At 63.7% G+C, this 15961-nt stretch carries 12 protein-coding genes and 2 pseudogenes; 3 read left to right on the forward strand and 11 right to left on the reverse strand.

Going from position 1 to position 15961, the window contains the following annotated elements; all coding sequences use genetic code 11:
• Positions 1-31 precede the first annotated feature (31 nt).
• From LK03_RS20565 to rluC, 3 genes are read right to left on the reverse strand one after another with little or no spacing between them, the layout of a single operon-like run.
• Entirely contained in the window at positions 32-1015 is a 984-nt protein-coding gene (locus LK03_RS20565) for a S49 family peptidase (RefSeq protein WP_038414369.1), read from the reverse strand.
• Between the two features lie 2 nt (positions 1016-1017).
• Entirely contained in the window at positions 1018-1698 is a 681-nt protein-coding gene (locus tag LK03_RS20570; RefSeq protein ID WP_038414370.1) for an HAD family hydrolase, read from the reverse strand.
• Positions 1688-2644, reverse strand: a complete 957-nt coding sequence (gene rluC / locus LK03_RS20575) for a 23S rRNA pseudouridine(955/2504/2580) synthase RluC (RefSeq protein ID WP_038414371.1) — start codon at positions 2642-2644, stop codon at positions 1688-1690. The genes LK03_RS20570 and rluC overlap by 11 nt, the downstream gene beginning before the upstream one ends.
• 1009 nt (positions 2645-3653) lie before the next feature.
• Between rluC and rne the strand changes: the two genes are divergently transcribed.
• Together rne and LK03_RS22090 are read left to right on the forward strand one after the other, a co-directional pair.
• Positions 3654-7034, forward strand: coding sequence for a ribonuclease E (gene rne, locus LK03_RS20580; protein ID WP_038414372.1), 3381 nt, complete (start codon positions 3654-3656; stop codon positions 7032-7034).
• Positions 7035-7148: 114 nt separating this feature from the next.
• Positions 7149-8386: pseudogene (locus LK03_RS22090) on the forward strand (IS3 family transposase).
• 65 nt (positions 8387-8451) lie between these two features.
• Here LK03_RS22090 and murB read toward each other — a convergent pair.
• From murB to LK03_RS20630, 8 genes are all read right to left on the reverse strand, one after another.
• A complete protein-coding gene (murB, locus tag LK03_RS20595) occupies positions 8452-9471 on the reverse strand; it encodes a UDP-N-acetylmuramate dehydrogenase (protein WP_038414374.1) in 1020 nt (339 codons plus the stop codon).
• Positions 9468-9932, reverse strand: coding sequence for a low molecular weight protein-tyrosine-phosphatase (locus tag LK03_RS20600; protein WP_038414378.1), 465 nt, complete (start codon positions 9930-9932; stop codon positions 9468-9470). Before LK03_RS20600 ends, murB begins: the two co-directional genes overlap by 4 nt.
• Positions 9932-10696, reverse strand: coding sequence for a 3-deoxy-manno-octulosonate cytidylyltransferase (gene kdsB, locus LK03_RS20605; protein ID WP_038414379.1), 765 nt, complete (start codon positions 10694-10696; stop codon positions 9932-9934). Before kdsB ends, LK03_RS20600 begins: the two co-directional genes overlap by 1 nt.
• On the reverse strand, positions 10693-10878 hold the full coding sequence (locus tag LK03_RS20610) for a Trm112 family protein (RefSeq protein ID WP_038414380.1): 186 nt from the start codon (positions 10876-10878) through the stop codon (positions 10693-10695). Before LK03_RS20610 ends, kdsB begins: the two co-directional genes overlap by 4 nt.
• 41 nt (positions 10879-10919) lie before the next feature.
• Positions 10920-11912 carry a tetraacyldisaccharide 4'-kinase gene (lpxK, locus tag LK03_RS20615; protein ID WP_038414382.1) on the reverse strand — a complete coding sequence of 331 codons (993 nt, stop codon included), beginning with the start codon at positions 11910-11912 and terminating at the stop codon, positions 10920-10922.
• Positions 11912-12346 carry an ExbD/TolR family protein gene (locus LK03_RS20620; protein WP_038414384.1) on the reverse strand — a complete coding sequence of 145 codons (435 nt, stop codon included), beginning with the start codon at positions 12344-12346 and terminating at the stop codon, positions 11912-11914. The genes lpxK and LK03_RS20620 overlap by 1 nt, the downstream gene beginning before the upstream one ends.
• Complete coding sequence (locus LK03_RS20625) at positions 12343-12978, reverse strand: MotA/TolQ/ExbB proton channel family protein (RefSeq protein WP_038414862.1); 636 nt, start codon at positions 12976-12978, stop codon at positions 12343-12345. Before LK03_RS20625 ends, LK03_RS20620 begins: the two co-directional genes overlap by 4 nt.
• Positions 12979-13078: 100 nt before the next feature.
• A complete protein-coding gene (locus LK03_RS20630; RefSeq protein ID WP_038414385.1) occupies positions 13079-15319 on the reverse strand; it encodes a DNA internalization-related competence protein ComEC/Rec2 in 2241 nt (746 codons plus the stop codon).
• A 136-nt stretch (positions 15320-15455) separates the two neighbouring features.
• Here LK03_RS20630 and LK03_RS22095 point away from each other — a divergent pair.
• Positions 15456-15956: pseudogene (locus LK03_RS22095) on the forward strand (DUF2062 domain-containing protein); the annotation flags it as partial.
• Positions 15957-15961 lie beyond the last annotated feature (5 nt).

Genomic DNA, 15961 nt, shown 5'->3' on the forward strand with positions numbered 1-15961 from the left:
CGGCTCGCCCCGCTTCGCCTGAGCGGCGGACTCAGCGCAGCGCGGGCCCCTGCAAGCCCATCCACAACGCCAGGCGCTCGGCCATGCTGGCACCGATGCGCTTGGAAAAGCGATCGAACGGCGATTCCTGCACCGTGAAGTCGACCAGGTTCTTTTCCCCGACGACGTCACGCGCCACATAGCTGGCACTGCCCAAACCATCGACCAGACCCAGCGCCTTGGCCTGCTCGCCCGACCACACAAGACCACTGAACAGTTCGGGGTGCTCTTTGTCTTTCAAGCGCTCGCCCCGGCCCTGCTTGACCATGGCGATGAACTGCTGATGGGTGGTGTTGAGCACGCCCTGCCAGAAGGCCGTCTCGTCCGGCTTCTGCGGCGAGAACGGATCGAGGAAGGTCTTGTGCTCGCCCGCGGTATACAGACGCCGCTCGACACCCAGTTTTTCCATCGCGCCAACGAAGCCGTAACCCGCCGCGGTCACGCCAATCGAGCCCACCAGACTGGCTTTGTCGGCATAGATTTCATCGGCCGCACTGGCAATGTAGTAAGCCCCGGACGCCCCCAGGTCGGCGATCACTGCATACAGTTTGATGTCTGGGTATTCGCCACGCAGGCGACGAATTTCGTCATAGACATAACCAGACTGCACCGGACTGCCGCCCGGACTGTTGATACGCAGTACCACCGCCTTGGTTTTCGGATCCTTGAACGCTTCGCGCAGGCTCTTGACCAGATTGTCGGCACTGGCCGACTCCTGATCGGCAATCACCCCGCGCAGCTCCACCAGCGCCGTGTGATTGGTGCTGCGCGCCGCGGAGGTGTCCATGTCCATCAGGGGCGAGAACAGCAACAGCAGGCCGAACAGGTACACGAAGGTCAGCAGCTTGAAGAAAATCCCCCAGCGCCGAGCGCGGCGCTGCTCCTGAACGCCTGCCAGCAGGGTTTTCTCCAGCAGCTTCCAGCTCTTGCGGTCTTCTTCATCTTCCCTTTTGGGAGCGTCCCATTGTTCCGCCATGCTCACCTACCTTGGAGTGGAACCGGCGCACGACCAGCCAGCCAGTCGCGCAATTGAGAAAAATGACTGATGCATACCTGCGGACCGAACTGCGCCAGCGCCTGGAGCGACATGGCGCCATAGCCCACCGCTACCGAATGCATGCCGGCATTGCTGGCCATCTGCAGGTCGAACGCCGAGTCGCCGACCATCAGCGCCTGGCCGGGCGACATGCCGCAATGGGCGAGAATTTCCTCGAGCATCAGCGGATGCGGTTTGCCACGGGTTTCGTCGGCAGCGCGAGTGATGTCGAAATAATGCTCCCAGCCATTGGCCTTGAGCACCCTGTCGAGACCGCGACGAGCCTTGCCGGTGGCAACCGCCATACGGTAGCCCTGTGCACGAAAAGCCTCAAGCGACTCCACTACCCCGTCGAACAGCGGCGAGGGTTGGCGATCGAGCTCGACGTAGACCTGGGCATAGTGCTGACGGAAGGCGTCGACCGCTGCAGCATCCAGATGCGGATACAGCGTGGCGATGGCCTCGCTCAAGGCAAGGCCGATAATGCCTTTGACGGCCTCATCGGCACTGCGCGGCTGGCCAGCGCGGTCAGCCGCCTCAGCCATGGCCTGGACGATGCGGCCTATGGAATCGGCCAGGGTGCCATCCCAATCGAAGATGAGCAGCTCGTAATCACGTCGCACTCAATCGCTCCACCGTGGCAGCCCAGACCTCATCCACCGGTGCTTCCAGCTTCAGTTCGCCGCCATCAGGCAACGGCACCGTCAGCGCATAGGCATGCAGAAACAGGCGCTTGCCGCCCAGATCGCGGATTTCTCGCGAGAAATCTTCATCGCCGTACTTGCTGTCACCGGCGATCATGTGCCCGGCGTGCAGTGCATGCACACGAATCTGATGGGTCCGCCCGGTGATCGGTCGCGCCTCGACGATAGTGGCGAATTCACCAAAGCGGCGCAGCACGCGGAACAGCGTCAGTGCCTCCTTGCCTTCGTCATTGACCTCGACCATGCGCTCACCCGAGCGCAGGTTGCTCTTGAGCAACGGCGCATTGATCTGTTTCTTCGAGGTTGGCCAGTGGCCGCGCACCAGGGCCATATAGCGCTTGTCGACGCCATCGCCGCGCAACGCCGCGTGCAGATGACGGAGCATGCTGCGTTTCTTGGCGATCATCAGCAGCCCCGAAGTGTCACGGTCAAGGCGATGCACCAGCTCCAGCTCCTTGGCATCGGGACGCAACTGACGCAGCGCCTCGATGACCCCGAAGCTCAGGCCACTGCCGCCATGCACGGCGATACCCGCAGGCTTGTTCATGACGATCAGCGCCTTGTCCTCATGCACGATCGCCGCTTCCAGCCGCTGCAACAGGCCTTGCGCCACGGGTGCCGGCGCATCGCGCTCGGGCAGGCGTACCGGAGGCACGCGAACGATGTCACCGGCCTGCAGCTTGTACTCGGGCTTGATGCGCCCCTTGTTGACGCGCACTTCACCTTTGCGCAGGATGCGATACACCAGCGTCTTGGGCACGCCCTTCAATGCAGTGATGAGGAAATTGTCGATGCGCTGGCCGGCAAGCTCCGGCGGAACTTCAATCAGCTGGACGCCGGAAGTCGGGGGGGTATTGGTTGTCATGCCGCGATGATAACAATTTTTGATGCAATTGAAGCACTTAATCATTGCTGCTATAGTCGCGAACGCCGCCAAAAGCGGTAGGTCAGCGGCATATGGCTCGATGCAAGCCCCTGACTTTACGCAATTCTCGAGGACGCGAGGCCGTCCTACGGGGTGTTCGCCAGCTACATGAACTGCCTGGAATCGCCGCCAGCGCTGAGTAGAGAAGCCCGAAAATAACGACAAGCGTGGTGTCATGCCTGCTTCCCGATTTTTTTCGACCTATCCCCTCTGCCCGCCGCGTCGCCTTCCTGCAACGCCCGGCGAGCGCTTCGGAAATACCTGCCTTGGACATGAAATGGCGTCAGCTCTCGAACCGGAGCTGGCGAAAAATGCAACCCGTTGCGGATTCAGCGCGCGGCAGCACCCGAACTTTCAGGGATACGTGCAGGGTGGAGATGCATAGCCGCCGGACTGTGTAGCAGATGCCCAGGGTTTGTACGGAAAGTCGTCGAGCGACGATCAGGCAAGGCGAAAACAGGCGAGGAAGCGGAGTTTGCTGATTGCAAATGAGCATTCCGAGCCTGTTTTCAACGCAGCATGATCGTCGCGCAGGCACTTTTCTTCCAAAGCCTACTGGCGTCCACGGCCGACGGTTGATTCCTCCTCCTGACTGAGTGCACAGGGTTTGTTCGAGACGTCGCCCAGCAACGATCCGGCGAGTTGGAACCAGGCAACACAACGCGAATTCGCAGGCCTGCCCTGTGTTTCGGGCCTGGCTTCGACGGAGCCTGATCGACACGCGAGCACTTATCGCCCACGCCCCGGCCTGTAGGGTTGAACCCAGGCCAAGTGGCACCACAGCAATCAGGACGCGTCGTCGCGATCACGGCAGGCTGGGCAACCGGCTGGTGCCGAATATCGCTGGACACGGGGGTAGCTCGCTACCCTTGTCGCACCTTGGCACCGACCATGGAAAGTCGTGTGTGCCGAACGCCGTTTCCGGCAGCCCGGAAACCGACGGTACAACATGAAAAGAATGCTGATCAACGCAACTCAACCCGAAGAGTTGCGTGTAGCTCTGGTAGATGGCCAGCGTCTCTACGACCTGGACATCGAGTCCGGCGCCCGCGAGCAGAAAAAGGCCAATATCTACAAAGGCCGTATCACCCGCATCGAGCCCAGCCTCGAAGCCGCCTTCGTCGACTTCGGCTCGGAACGCCACGGCTTCCTGCCCCTCAAGGAAATTTCCCGCGAGTACTTCAAGAAGACCCCCGAAGGCCGCGTCAACATCAAGGAAGTCCTGAGCGAAGGCCAGGAAGTCATCGTTCAGGTCGAGAAAGAAGAACGTGGCAACAAGGGTGCCGCCCTGACCACCTTCATCAGCCTGGCCGGTCGTTACCTGGTGCTGATGCCCAACAACCCACGTGCCGGCGGCATCTCCCGCCGTATCGAAGGCGAAGAGCGCAACGAGCTGCGTGAGGCCCTCAACGGCCTGACCGTTCCCGCCGACATGGGTCTGATCGTGCGCACTGCAGGCCTGGGCCGCAGCAGCGAAGAAATGCAGTGGGACCTCGACTACCTGCTGCAGCTGTGGACCGCCATCAAGGAAGCCTCCCTCGACCGCAACGCGCCGTTCCTGATCTATCAGGAAAGCAACGTGATCATCCGCGCGATCCGTGACTACCTGCGTCAGGACATTGGCGAAGTGCTGATCGACAGCATCGAGGCCCAGGAAGAAGCCCTGACCTTCATCCGTCAGGTCATGCCACAGTACGCCAGCAAGGTGAAGCTGTACGAAGACAGCGTACCGCTGTTCAACCGCTTCCAGATCGAAAGCCAGATCGAGACCGCCTTCCAGCGCGTGGTCGAACTCCCCTCCGGCGGCTCCATCGTCATCGACCCGACCGAAGCCCTGGTGTCCATCGACATCAACTCGGCACGGGCCACCAAAGGCAGCGACATCGAAGAAACCGCGCTGCAGACCAACCTGGAAGCAGCCGAAGAGATCGCCCGTCAGTTGCGCCTGCGTGACATCGGCGGCCTGATCGTCATCGACTTCATCGACATGAGCCCGGCGAAGAATCAACGCGCTGTGGAAGAGCGTGTCCGTGAGGCCCTTGAAGCCGACCGTGCTCGCGTTCAGGTCGGACGCATCTCGCGCTTCGGCCTGCTGGAAATGTCCCGTCAGCGCCTGCGCCCTTCGCTGGGCGAAAGCAGCGGCATCGTCTGCCCACGCTGCTCGGGCACCGGCATCATCCGTGACGTCGAGTCGCTGTCGCTGGCCATTCTGCGCCTGATCGAAGAAGAAGCCCTGAAAGACCGCACCGCCGAAGTACGCGCCCAGGTGCCGATTCCGGTCGCAGCTTTCCTGCTCAACGAAAAGCGCAACTCGATCACCAAGATCGAACTGCGCACCCGAGCCCGCATCATCATCCTGCCGAACGATCACCTGGAAACGCCGCACTTCGAAGTCCAGCGCCTGCGCGATGACAACCCGGAAGTGCTGAGCAACCAGTCCAGTTACGAGATCGCCACCAGCGAGACCGAAGAAGTTCAGCCGCAAGCCGCCACGCGCACCCTGGTGCGGCAGGAAGCTGCGGTCAAGACCGCTCCGCCACGTACCAGTGCGCCGGTACCGAGCACTCCGGAAGAACAGCCAGCCGCCCCCGCCCCTGTGGCCCACGTGGCGCCAGAGCCAAGCCTGTTCAAAGGCCTGGTGAAGTCGCTGGTCAGCCTGTTCGCCGCCAAGGAAGAACCTGCGCCGGCACCGGTCGCCAGCCCGGAAAAACCGGCCACCAACGAGCGTGCACAGCGTAACGAAGAACGTCGCAACGGCCGTCAACAGAGCCGCAATCGCGGCAACCGCCGCGACGAAGAGCGCAAGCCGCGTGAAGAGCGCAGCGAGCGACCCGCCCGTGAAGAGCGCCAGCCACGTGAAGAGCGCGCATCCCGCGAAGAACGTGCACCACGTGAAGAACGCGCACCGCGTGAAGAGCGTGCAGCCCGCCAACCCCGCGAAGATCGCCGTGGCAACCGTGAAGATCGCCCCGTGCGCGAACTGCGCGAGCCACTGGACGCCGCACCTGCCGCCGCAGCCAGCCGCGAAGAGCGTGCGCCACGTGAAGAACGTGCACCTCGCGAAGAGCGTGCACCGCGTAACGAGCGCGCCCCGCGCGAAGAACGCACCCCGCGCGAAGGTCGTGAAGAACGCACTCCTCGCGAAGAGCGTGCACCGCGTGAAGGCCGTGCCAGCCGCGAAGAACGCGCACCTCGCGAAGAGCGTGCACCTCAGGAAGCCGTCGTCGCCGTGAGCGAAGTCGTGCCAACTGAAGTGTTGTCGACTGAAGTCGTACAAAACGACGCTGCCCAGGTCGAAGTAGCAGCCGTCACCGAAGCGCCTGCCAAGCAGGAAGAGCGTGCGCCTCGCGAAGAGCGTCAGCAACGTGCCCAGCGTGAAGAGCGTCAGCCGCGCGCTGTCGAGCAGGCTGCCGAGGCCAGTGACGAGCAAGCCTCTACCGAGGCCGCTGATGAGTCCCAGGCCGATCAGGACAACGGTGACGACGAGCGTCCGCGCCGTCGCTCCCGTGGGCAGCGTCGCCGCAGCAACCGCCGTGAGCGTCAGCGCAATGCCAATGGCGAGCTGATCGAAGGCGAAGAGGAAGGCGAAACCCAAGCAGCAGCCTCTTCCGAGCAGCCGGCGCAGCAGCACCAGGCCTCGCCGCTGGGCGCCGAACTGGCTGCCGGCCTGGCGGTCACCGCGGCGGTCGCCAGCAGCCAGGTCAGCGCCGACGCCGAAGCCCAGGCGCAACAGCAAGCCGAGCGCGCTACCGAAACCGTCGAGCAGACCGTCGAAGCGCCCCAGGCTGGAGAAGCATCCCAACAGGCTGAAGCCGCGTCCATCGCCCCTGTGGTCGAGCAAGTGCAGCACGAGCCGGCAGCCGAGGTTGTCGCCGATGCCGTTCCGGTGGTCGAGCATGCGCCGCAACGCACCCGCGAAGCGGTAGAAGCAGCTCCGGCAGCCGAAGGCGGTGAGATCGAGCCAGCGGTCGCGGCAGAACAGCCAGTCCCAGCTACCGAGGCAGTCGAGGCAGTTCAGGCCCAGGCAGTGAGCGAGCCAGCACCTGCAGTGGCCGCTGAGCAAGCGGTAGCGGCACGCGAGTCGGCGGTCGCAGTCCCTGCCGAGGCAGTCACTGAAAGTGCCGAGCAAGCGCCCGCCGCCGTTGAGTCGGTGGTCGAGCAGGCACCTGCCGCCGAGCCTGCCACAGTGATGCTGTCCAATGGCCGTGCGCCGAACGACCCACGTGAAGTGCGTCGCCGCAAGCGCGAGGCGGAAGCCGCTGCAGCTGCTGCCGCTGCTCAGGCTCAGGCTGACCAATCGATCGATGCAGACAAACCGCATCACGGTTGATCTGACCGCCTGAACAAAAAGCCCCGCCAGTGCGAACTGGCGGGGCTTTTTGTTGGGCGCTGTCCCGTCCTGAATAAGGTTTACACCTCCCATCCCGAATTTCCGGAGAGTCAGATGGAGCAAGGTGTAAAGCGCACACAACGTGATTACTCACTGTCTTTTAAATTGACGGTGGTTGATCAGATTGAAAAAGGCGAACTGACCTACAAGCAGGCCCAGGTGCGGTACGGCATCCAGGGGCGGTCGACGGTTCTGGTATGGTTGCGTAAGCATGGTCGGCAGGATTGGAGCCAAGGGGCGTCGATCCGGGCCGAGAGGAGCTGCGCGATGTCTGACCCCAAAACGCTCACTCCAGAGCAGCGGATCAAAGAGCTTGAGCAGCAGCTTGAGCTGATGAGCCAAAAGGCCTAGTTCTTTGAAACGGTCGTTGATGTGCTGAAGAATGACTATGGTGTCTCGGTCGTAAAAAAGCGATCCGGCAAGTCCTATCGCAAGGTCAAGTCGCAGGACTGAGCATTGCCAGGGCTTGTCAGTTTCTAGGCATTAGTCGACAGGCCTACTACAAGCGCAACCGAGCTGCTGATGGCAAAGAGCGCCAGGCAGATCAGGTGGTTGAGTTCGTTCAGCACATCCGAATGCGCCAGCCTCGGCTGGGTACACGCAAGCTGCACTATCTGCTGCATTGCCAGCCTGACAAACGATTCCAGGTTGGCCGAGATAGGCTGTTCCAGGTCTTGCGAGAGCGCCGTTTGCTGGTGATGCCCAAACGGGCATTCCACAAGACAACACAGAGCCTTCATCGCTTCTATCGCCACCCCAACTTACTCAAGCCCGGTCCAAGCCAAGTCGTTCCGACAAGGCCGGAGCACGTCTGGGTTGCTGACATTACGTATCTGCCCGCACGTAACGGCCCGATGTACCTGAGCCTGGTAACGGATGCGTACTCCAGGAAAATTGTTGGTCATCACGTCCACGAAACTCTGCATGCCGAGTCAGTGGCGCAAGCCTTTAAGCTGGCGTTACGAAAGCGACGTCGTCGCCAGGGGTTAGTCCATCATTCGGATCGAGGCATCCAATATTGCTCGGCGCTGTACCAGTCACTGCACCAGCAGCACGATGTTCAGTGCTCCATGACTGATGGGTATGACTGCTACCAGAACGCGCTGGCCGAGCGAATCAACGGAATCCTCAAAATGGAGCTGCTGGTGAGCAGCCCTGAAGATCTTGAGCAGGCGAGGCAGATGGTTGATGAGGCAGTGCAGATCTACAACACAGAACGGCCCCATATGGCCCTGAAAAACAAAACGCCCGATGCGGTGCATCGAGCGTTTGAGGCCTGTCGGCCTACCTGAATAGGTGTAAACCTATTTCAGGACTAGACACGCTGTCCAATGGCCGCTCGACCCAGACCAGGGTGTCAGTAGAGATTCGGCTCCATCTCCAACTCGACGCCAAAGCGAGCACGGATATCGGCCTGAATCTTGCGGGCCAGGGCATGCAACTGGGCACCTGTAGCGTGACCATGGTTGACCAGCACCAAGGCCTGCTGCTGGTGAACACCGGCATCGCCCTCGCGATAGCCTTTCCAGCCTGCCTGCTCGATCAGCCAACCAGCGGCGAGCTTGACCTCTGCAGGGCCCTGCGGATAGGCCACCAGACCTGGATAAGCGACGCGCAAGCGCTCGGCGCACTCGGCGGACACCACAGGGTTCTTGAAGAAGCTGCCAGCGTTGCCCAGCACTGCCGGATCAGGCAGCTTCTCGCGGCGGATGCTGCAGATGGCGTCGCTGATGGCCTGGGCCGTCGGCTGTTGGATACCGCGCTCAAGCAGCCGCTGGCGCACTGGCCCGTAGTCGAGGTGCGGATCGAGCGTACGGCTCAGCGCGAAGCGCACCCGCAGAATCAACCAGCGACCGGGACTGGCCTTGAACACACTGTCACGGTAGGCGAAGGCGCACTCTTCAAGGCTGAACTCGCGCACCTCTCCAGTCTGTCGATCAAGCGCGCTAAGTCCGGCGAACACATCCTTTATTTCCACCCCATAGGCGCCGATGTTCTGCATCGGTGCGGCGCCGACGGTGCCGGGTATCAGGCTGAGGTTCTCAAGGCCGCACAGGCCTTGGGCGATGCTCCACAGCACGAAAGGATGCCAAGGCTCTCCCGCCTCGGCTTCGACCACCACGCGCTGATCGACATCACCCAGCACACGCCGGCCGCGGCTGGCGATTTGCAGGACCAGCGCATCGACATCACGGGTCAGCAACAGGTTGCTGCCGCCGCCCAGCACCAGCACCGGCAGGTCGCGCTGCGCTGCTGCCGCCAGGGCCTGGCGAATGCCATCGTCGCTACTGGCGCGCACCAGATAGCGTGCGGCGACATCGATGCCAAAGGTGTTGAGCGCCTTGAGCGACGCTTGCTCCTGCCAGGCCGCAGTCATGACCGCCCCTTGATTTCGTCGAGCAGGCTCGCGCAGGCCGCCTCGATCAGATCGAGAACCTGCTCGAAGCCGTCAGCGCCGCCATAGTACGGATCAGGAACGTCCTCGACTGCGACGCCATAGCGGCGCAGGAACAGATCGAGCTCAGCGCTGGCGTTGGCCGGTCGCAAGGCTTGCAGATCACGCAGGTTGCTCGAATCCATCGCCAGGATCAGATCGTACTCGGCGAAATCCTCTGCCTTGACCTGCTGCGCGCGCTGGCGCGACAGGTCGTAGCCACGGGCCAGCGCGGCGCGACTGGTGCGACTGTCAGGCGCGTTGCCGACATGCCAGTCGCCGGTGCCGGCCGAGGCCACCTCGACCCGCCTGGCCAACCCCGCGCGCTCCAGCTGCTGGCGCATGACGCCTTCGGCGGTGGGCGAACGGCAGATGTTGCCCAGGCAGACGAACAGAATGCGCATCAGTGCTCCAGCAGGCGCCGAACGCGCTCGAGGTCTTCCTGGGTATCGACGCCCACCGCCGGCGCTTCCAAGGCATCGGCCACGTGGATGCGCACGCCATGCCACAAGGCGCGCAGTTGCTCCAGGGATTCGGCCTGCTCCAACCAGCATGGCCCCCAGGTCACGAAGTCCTGCAAGAAGCCCACACGATAGGCGTACATGCCGATGTGGCGGCGATACGGCACACCTTCGGGCAGATGCTCGCGGTCTTTGGCGAACGCATCACGCGCCCAGGGCAGCGGCGCACGGCTGAAGCTCAGCGCCAGGCCGTTCTTGTCGCTGACGACTTTGACCGCATTGGGATTGAACACGCTATGCGGCTCATCGATGGCTTCAGCCAGGGTGGCGATACCCGCTTCCGGGTGGGCGGCCAGGTTGGTCGCCACCTGATCGATGATCACCGGCGGAATCAGCGGCTCGTCGCCTTGCACGTTGACCACGATGGCGTCATCTGCCAGGCCCAGCAGTGCGGCCACTTCGGCCAGGCGATCGGTGCCTGACTCGTGATCGACGCGGGTCATCACGGCCTCGGCGCCAAACGCCAGGCAGGCATCGAGGATGCCCTGATCGTCGGTGGCGATCACCACGCGTGCCGCCGCGCTTTTGCGCGCCTGTTCCCAGACGTGCTGAACCATGGGCTTGCCGGCGATCAGCAGCAGCGGCTTGCCTGGCAGGCGGGTGGAACGCAGGCGAGCAGGAATGACGACAGTGAAATCAAGGCTCATTTGTCCAGGCGCTCCTCGTCGGTCAGGGTGCGTGCTTCGCTTTCCAGCATCACCGGAATGCCGTCGCGAATCGGGTAGGCGAGGCCCGCGCTCTTGCTGATCAGCTCGGTCTTGTCGGTGCTGAGCTTGAGGGGGCTCTTGGTGATCGGGCAAGCCAGAATGTCGAGCAGTTTGGTGTCCATGAAAGGGTCCTGGGAGGCGTTGGCCGGAAAAGAAAAAGGATTCACAGCAGGCGTTGCAATTGGTCATCGAACCAGGCGGTGAAGGCCGCACTGGGCTGCGCCTCGACCGCCAGATACCACCAGTCATCGGCGGCGAAGGCCTGGCATTTGACCGCATCCTTTTCGGTCATGACCAACGGCAGCGAGGGGCTGAAACTGAGCGCCTCGCGGCTGAACTGGGCATGATCGGCGAAAGGATGCGGCAGTGGCTGCCAGTCTAGCGCCTGCAAGGTATTGAAGAAACGCTGAGGATTGCCGATACCCGCCACGGCGTGCAGCGCCTGGCCAGGTGGAAAATGATCGAGCGCCCGGCGCTCACCGCTGCGCAGGTTGACCAGGGCGCTGGGCATGAGCTGGAAGGCGAAACCGGTCGCAGAGTCCGTGCTGGCGCCGTTGCACAGTACGGCATCGACTTCGGCCAGACGCTCGGCTGGTTCACGCAGAGGTCCGGCCGGCAGACAACGGCCGTTGCCCAGGCCCCGCGCGGCATCGATCAGCACCAGCTCCAGGTCCCGCGCCAGGCGGTAGTGCTGCAGGCCGTCGTCGCAGAGGATCAGGTCGAGCGGTTGCGCAGCGAGCAACGCCTGCACGGCCCTGGAGCGGTCGGGGTCGATCACCAGTGGCGCGCCGGTGCGACGCACGATCAGCAATGGCTCGTCGCCCGCCTGCTCGGCACCCTGCCCGGCCTCCACCCGCCAAGGCAGGGACGGCGGCTTGGCGCCATAGCCGCGGCTGACCACACCCACGCGCAAGCCGCGCCGGCGGCAGTGTTCGATCAGCCAGAGAATCATCGGCGTCTTGCCCGTGCCGCCGACGGTGATATTGCCGACCACGATCACTGGCACCGGGGCACGGTAACCAGGCCGCGCGCCGGACACGAAGGCGTCACGCCTGGCGTTGACCACACGGCGATACAACGCCTCGAGCGGCCGCAGCAGCGCAAGGGCCGGATGCCCGGCGTACCAGGCGTGCAAAATGCGGTCGGAGAAGGCCATCAAGGCGCCTCCTGCGCCGCCTCGACCGTGGTCATGCGCAGCTGGCTGAAGCCCAGCTTGCCGGCTGCGTCCATCGCAGTCACCACGGCCTGATGCGGGGTCTTGCCGTCAGCACTGATCAGCAGCGGCAACGTGTTATCACCGCCAGAGGCACGCTGCACGGCCTCGGTCAGGGTGGCAAGATCGCTCTTGGGCAGCAGGTTGTTGTTGACCGAATACACACCCTCGGCGCTGATGGTGATTTCCACCAGACGCTCCTGCCCCGCCGGCGCCGCAGTGGCGCTTACCGACTCGGGCAATTCGACACGCAGCTGGTTCTCGCGGGTGAACGTGGTGGTGACGACGAAGAACAGCAGCAGCACGAAGACCACGTCGATCAGCGAGGCCAGGTTGATGTCGACATTCTCGCGCTGGCGATTGCGCCGGAACTTCACGCTTTGGCTCCGCTGATTTCCACTTCGCGATCACCCTGCAGCACTTCCACCAGCTTGATCGCTTCCTGCTCCATGCCCACCACCAGCTCATCGATGCGGCGCAGCAGGAAACGGTGGAAGAACACCGCCGGAATACCCACCATCAGGCCTGCGGCGGTGGTGACCAGCGCCTTGGAGATACCGCCGGCGAGTACGGAGGCGTTGGCGGTCATCTGCGAGCCCATGAAGGCGCTGAAGATGTCGATCATGCCCAGCACCGTGCCCAGCAGCCCCAGCAGCGGAGCCATGGCAGCGATGGTGCCGAGGGTGCTGACGTAGCGCTCCAGTTCATGGATCACCCGCGACGCCGCTTCCTCGATGCATTCTTTCATGATTTCCCGGCCGTGCCGGGAGTTGGCCAGCCCCGCCGCGAGAATTTCCCCCAGCGGCGAGTCAGCCCGCAGCGCCTTGAGCTTGTCGCTGGTCAGTTGCTTGTCCTTGATCCACATCCACACCTGACCGAGCAGGTGGGGGGGCGTGACACGGCTGGCGCGCAAGGTCCACAACCGCTCCACGACGATCGCCATGGCAGCGATGGAACTCAGAATGATCGGCAGCATCATCCAACCGCCCGACTTGACCAATTCCCACACGTTAGGCACCCCCTGAAAAAAGGCCGCCACTTTACCATAGGTCGGCGCGCCGCTGGCCTGCCGGAAGTCGCGGCAACGGCGTGACCGAAGCACGTTCGAATCAGGGCGACGCTGCACTGCCAGCCACAGGCTCGCGCCAGAAGCGCCGTTGCTGGCGTTGCCCGCTGACCTGCCCGTGCCGTCCCAAGCGCAGCCGTAGCGCCCCCTCCAGCGCTGTATCGTGAATGGCCATGCCCAAGTGGCGATAGCGCGCCAGCACCTGCGCATGGGGATGACCGAAGCTGTTGCCACGGCCACGGGAAATCAATACGCCGCGGGGTGACAACACACGCAGGAACGCGCCAGTGGAAGAGCTTCGACTGCCATGGTGGGGGGCCTGCAGCCAGTCGACCTGCGCAGCTTCCGGCCGCGCCAACCAAGCCTGCTCGGCGCCACGTTCGATGTCTCCGGCCAGCAGCAAGCGCTCGCCTGCCGCTTCGACCCGCAGTACGCAAGAGCGCTCGTTACTGCTGTCGGCCCCGGCCCACTGCCATAAGGAAAAGTGCACACCGTCCCACTCCCAGGCTTCATCGCTCACGCAAGGCTGCGCCCCCAGGGCGGGCGCCACCGCTGTCGGTTCGCCGCTCACCACTCGCGCCACCGGCAGCACGCGCCGGATCGCCAGGGCACCGCCGGCGTGGTCGGCGTGGGCGTGGCTGATCAGCAGCAGGTCGAGCTTGTCGACGCCCAACTTGCGCAAGGTCGGCAACACGACCTGCTCACCCAGATCGACTTCGCCGAACGACGGCCCGGCGTCATACAGCAGGGAGTGATGTCGGGTGCGCACAAGCACTGCCAGCCCTTGGCCGACGTCCAGTTGCAGCACCTCGGCTTCTCCGTGCGCTACCGAGTCCAGGCGTGGCCACAGTGCCAGCAGCATCAGCGCGCCGGGAACACGCAGGGGCAGCCCACGGGGCAGCAGGATCAGCCATGCGGCGAGGGCGACAAGCAGCCAGTTACTCCATGGCAACGCTGCCGGCAGCCAGGCCGGACGCCACTGGGCGATCAGGGCAAGCGTTTCGAACAAGCCCCACAATGCGCCGCCTGCCAGCCATAGCAGCCCTTCGCCGACACCCGGCAGCCAGATCAAGGCGGTGCCGAGCAGCGTCAGCGGCAACACCACCAGGCTCACCCAAGGCACGGCCAACAGATTGGCCAACGGTGCGCTCAGGCTGACCGGCAGCCCCAATGCCAGCAACAGCGGCAGCAGGCCTACGGCAATCACCCACTGCGCACGCGTCCAGGCCTGCCAGGGTCGCCAGCCACCCAGGCGCCCGGCAAAGCAGTAAATCAGCGTGGCGACAGCGCCGAACGACAGCCAGAACCCTGGCAACAAGCTGGCCAGCGGCTCGAACAACAGCACACCGTTGAGCGCCAGCAGCAACGGAACGCTGGCCGGCAATTGTCGAAAGTGCAGGCGCCAGACCAGCACCACGGCAAGCATCAGACAGGCGCGCTGCACCGGCACCTGAAATCCGGCCAGCCAGCCGTAGCCCAGCGCTGCGCTGAGCGACAGAACGCAGGCCCAGGTCAGCCACGGCAGGCGCACTGGCCACAGGCCCAGGCGCGCCAGCATCGCTACCAGCCCGTATACCAGCCCTGCGAGCAGGCCGATATGCTGACCGGAGATCACCAGCAGATGCACGGCGCCGGTATCGCGCACCACCTGCCATTGCTCGGCACTGATGCCACTGCCGTCCCCGAGCACCAGGGCGCTGAGCAATGCCTGCTGCCCCAGCGCATCGACACCGAGCAGACGCTGGCGCAACGCGTTGCGCCAACTGCTCGACTGAGCGCTCAGACGTTCACCGGCTTTGACCGTGCCGGAAGCGCCGATGCGCCTGGCCAGCAGAGTGGCCTCGCGATCCGCGCCATGGGGGTTGAGCAGGCCCTGTGGACGCTTGAGCGAAACCGCCAGGCGCCAGCGCTCGCCAGCGGCCACGGGCGGGCCACTGAACCAGCTCAGTTGCAGCCGCGCGGGCAACGCTGCACGACGAGACTGCGCCTGCTCGACCTCGAAGCGCACGCCGTTGGGGGTGTGTGCAGGCAAGCCGATCACCGTTGCTTCGAGCCACAGGGTGCGCCCATCGAGGTCTGCCGACAAACGGTCGACCAGCGCCTGCTGGGCTGACCAACAAGCCCAGCAGAACCCGAGCAACACGCAGGCAACCACGGCGTGCCGGCGCCACAGGCAAATGGCGGCGACCAGCAGCAAGGCGGCTAGCGCGCCACTTGCAGGCAAAACGGGTAGAAAACGCAGGCTCAACAGACCTGCGGCCAGCGCCATCATCCATGTGCGCATCGCGTCGAGCTCCTAGACAAAGCCCTTCAGCAATAGCCCATGGGGATGAACTGCCTGCTTATCAATTGTCACAAACTCTGAACGAGGACATTGCAGGATGTCGGCATACTGGGCCACTTGCCTGCCGGGAGCCCCCATGCCGCGTCGTCTGTTCAAGCGCTACATGCCAGATCCGACCAGCATTCGCGAACACAAGAGCTTACGGTTCTTCGGTCGCCTGCTGCACGATCCCAACCTCTGGCACCTCAACCGTCATTCGGTATCGCGTGCCATGGGTGTCGGACTGTTCGCGGCGCTGATACCCATGCCGCTGCAAATGCTGCTGGCTGCGGCACTGGCGATACCGCTACGCGGCAACCTGCCCATTGCGGTGAGCCTGGTCTGGCTGACCAACCCACTGACCATGCCGCCGGTGTTCTTCGTCACCTACATGACCGGCACCTGGTTGCTGGACGTGCCACCCCGCACCCTGCCCGATGAAATCACCGTCGACTGGGTCAGCAGTCAGCTCGCGACCCTGTGGCAGCCCTTCCTGCTCGGCTCCCTGGTATGCGCCGTGGTGCTGGGCCTGCTGGGCTACTGCACCACGCTGCTGTATTGGCGCTGGTGGGTGGGCCGGCAATGGCGCCGGCGCAAGGGCAC

Origin of the sequence: Pseudomonas cremoricolorata (genome assembly GCF_000759535.1) — a bacterium.
Lineage (GTDB): Bacteria > Pseudomonadota > Gammaproteobacteria > Pseudomonadales > Pseudomonadaceae > Aquipseudomonas > Aquipseudomonas cremoricolorata_A.

What these genes read in the sequence shown, in the direction of transcription:
- LK03_RS20565 (WP_038414369.1), bottom strand. Translation starts at nt 1,015, where the DNA reads ATGGCGGAACAATGGGACGCTCCCAAAAGGGAAGATGAAGAAGACCGC.
- rluC (WP_038414371.1), bottom strand. Translation starts at nt 2,644, where the DNA reads ATGACAACCAATACCCCCCCGACTTCCGGCGTCCAGCTGATTGAAGTT.
- rne (WP_038414372.1), top strand. Translation starts at nt 3,654, where the DNA reads ATGAAAAGAATGCTGATCAACGCAACTCAACCCGAAGAGTTGCGTGTA.
- murB (WP_038414374.1), bottom strand. Translation starts at nt 9,471, where the DNA reads ATGACTGCGGCCTGGCAGGAGCAAGCGTCGCTCAAGGCGCTCAACACC.
- LK03_RS20600 (WP_038414378.1), bottom strand. Translation starts at nt 9,932, where the DNA reads ATGCGCATTCTGTTCGTCTGCCTGGGCAACATCTGCCGTTCGCCCACC.
- kdsB (WP_038414379.1), bottom strand. Translation starts at nt 10,696, where the DNA reads ATGAGCCTTGATTTCACTGTCGTCATTCCTGCTCGCCTGCGTTCCACC.
- LK03_RS20610 (WP_038414380.1), bottom strand. Translation starts at nt 10,878, where the DNA reads ATGGACACCAAACTGCTCGACATTCTGGCTTGCCCGATCACCAAGAGC.
- lpxK (WP_038414382.1), bottom strand. Translation starts at nt 11,912, where the DNA reads ATGGCCTTCTCCGACCGCATTTTGCACGCCTGGTACGCCGGGCATCCG.
- LK03_RS20630 (WP_038414385.1), bottom strand. Translation starts at nt 15,319, where the DNA reads ATGCGCACATGGATGATGGCGCTGGCCGCAGGTCTGTTGAGCCTGCGT.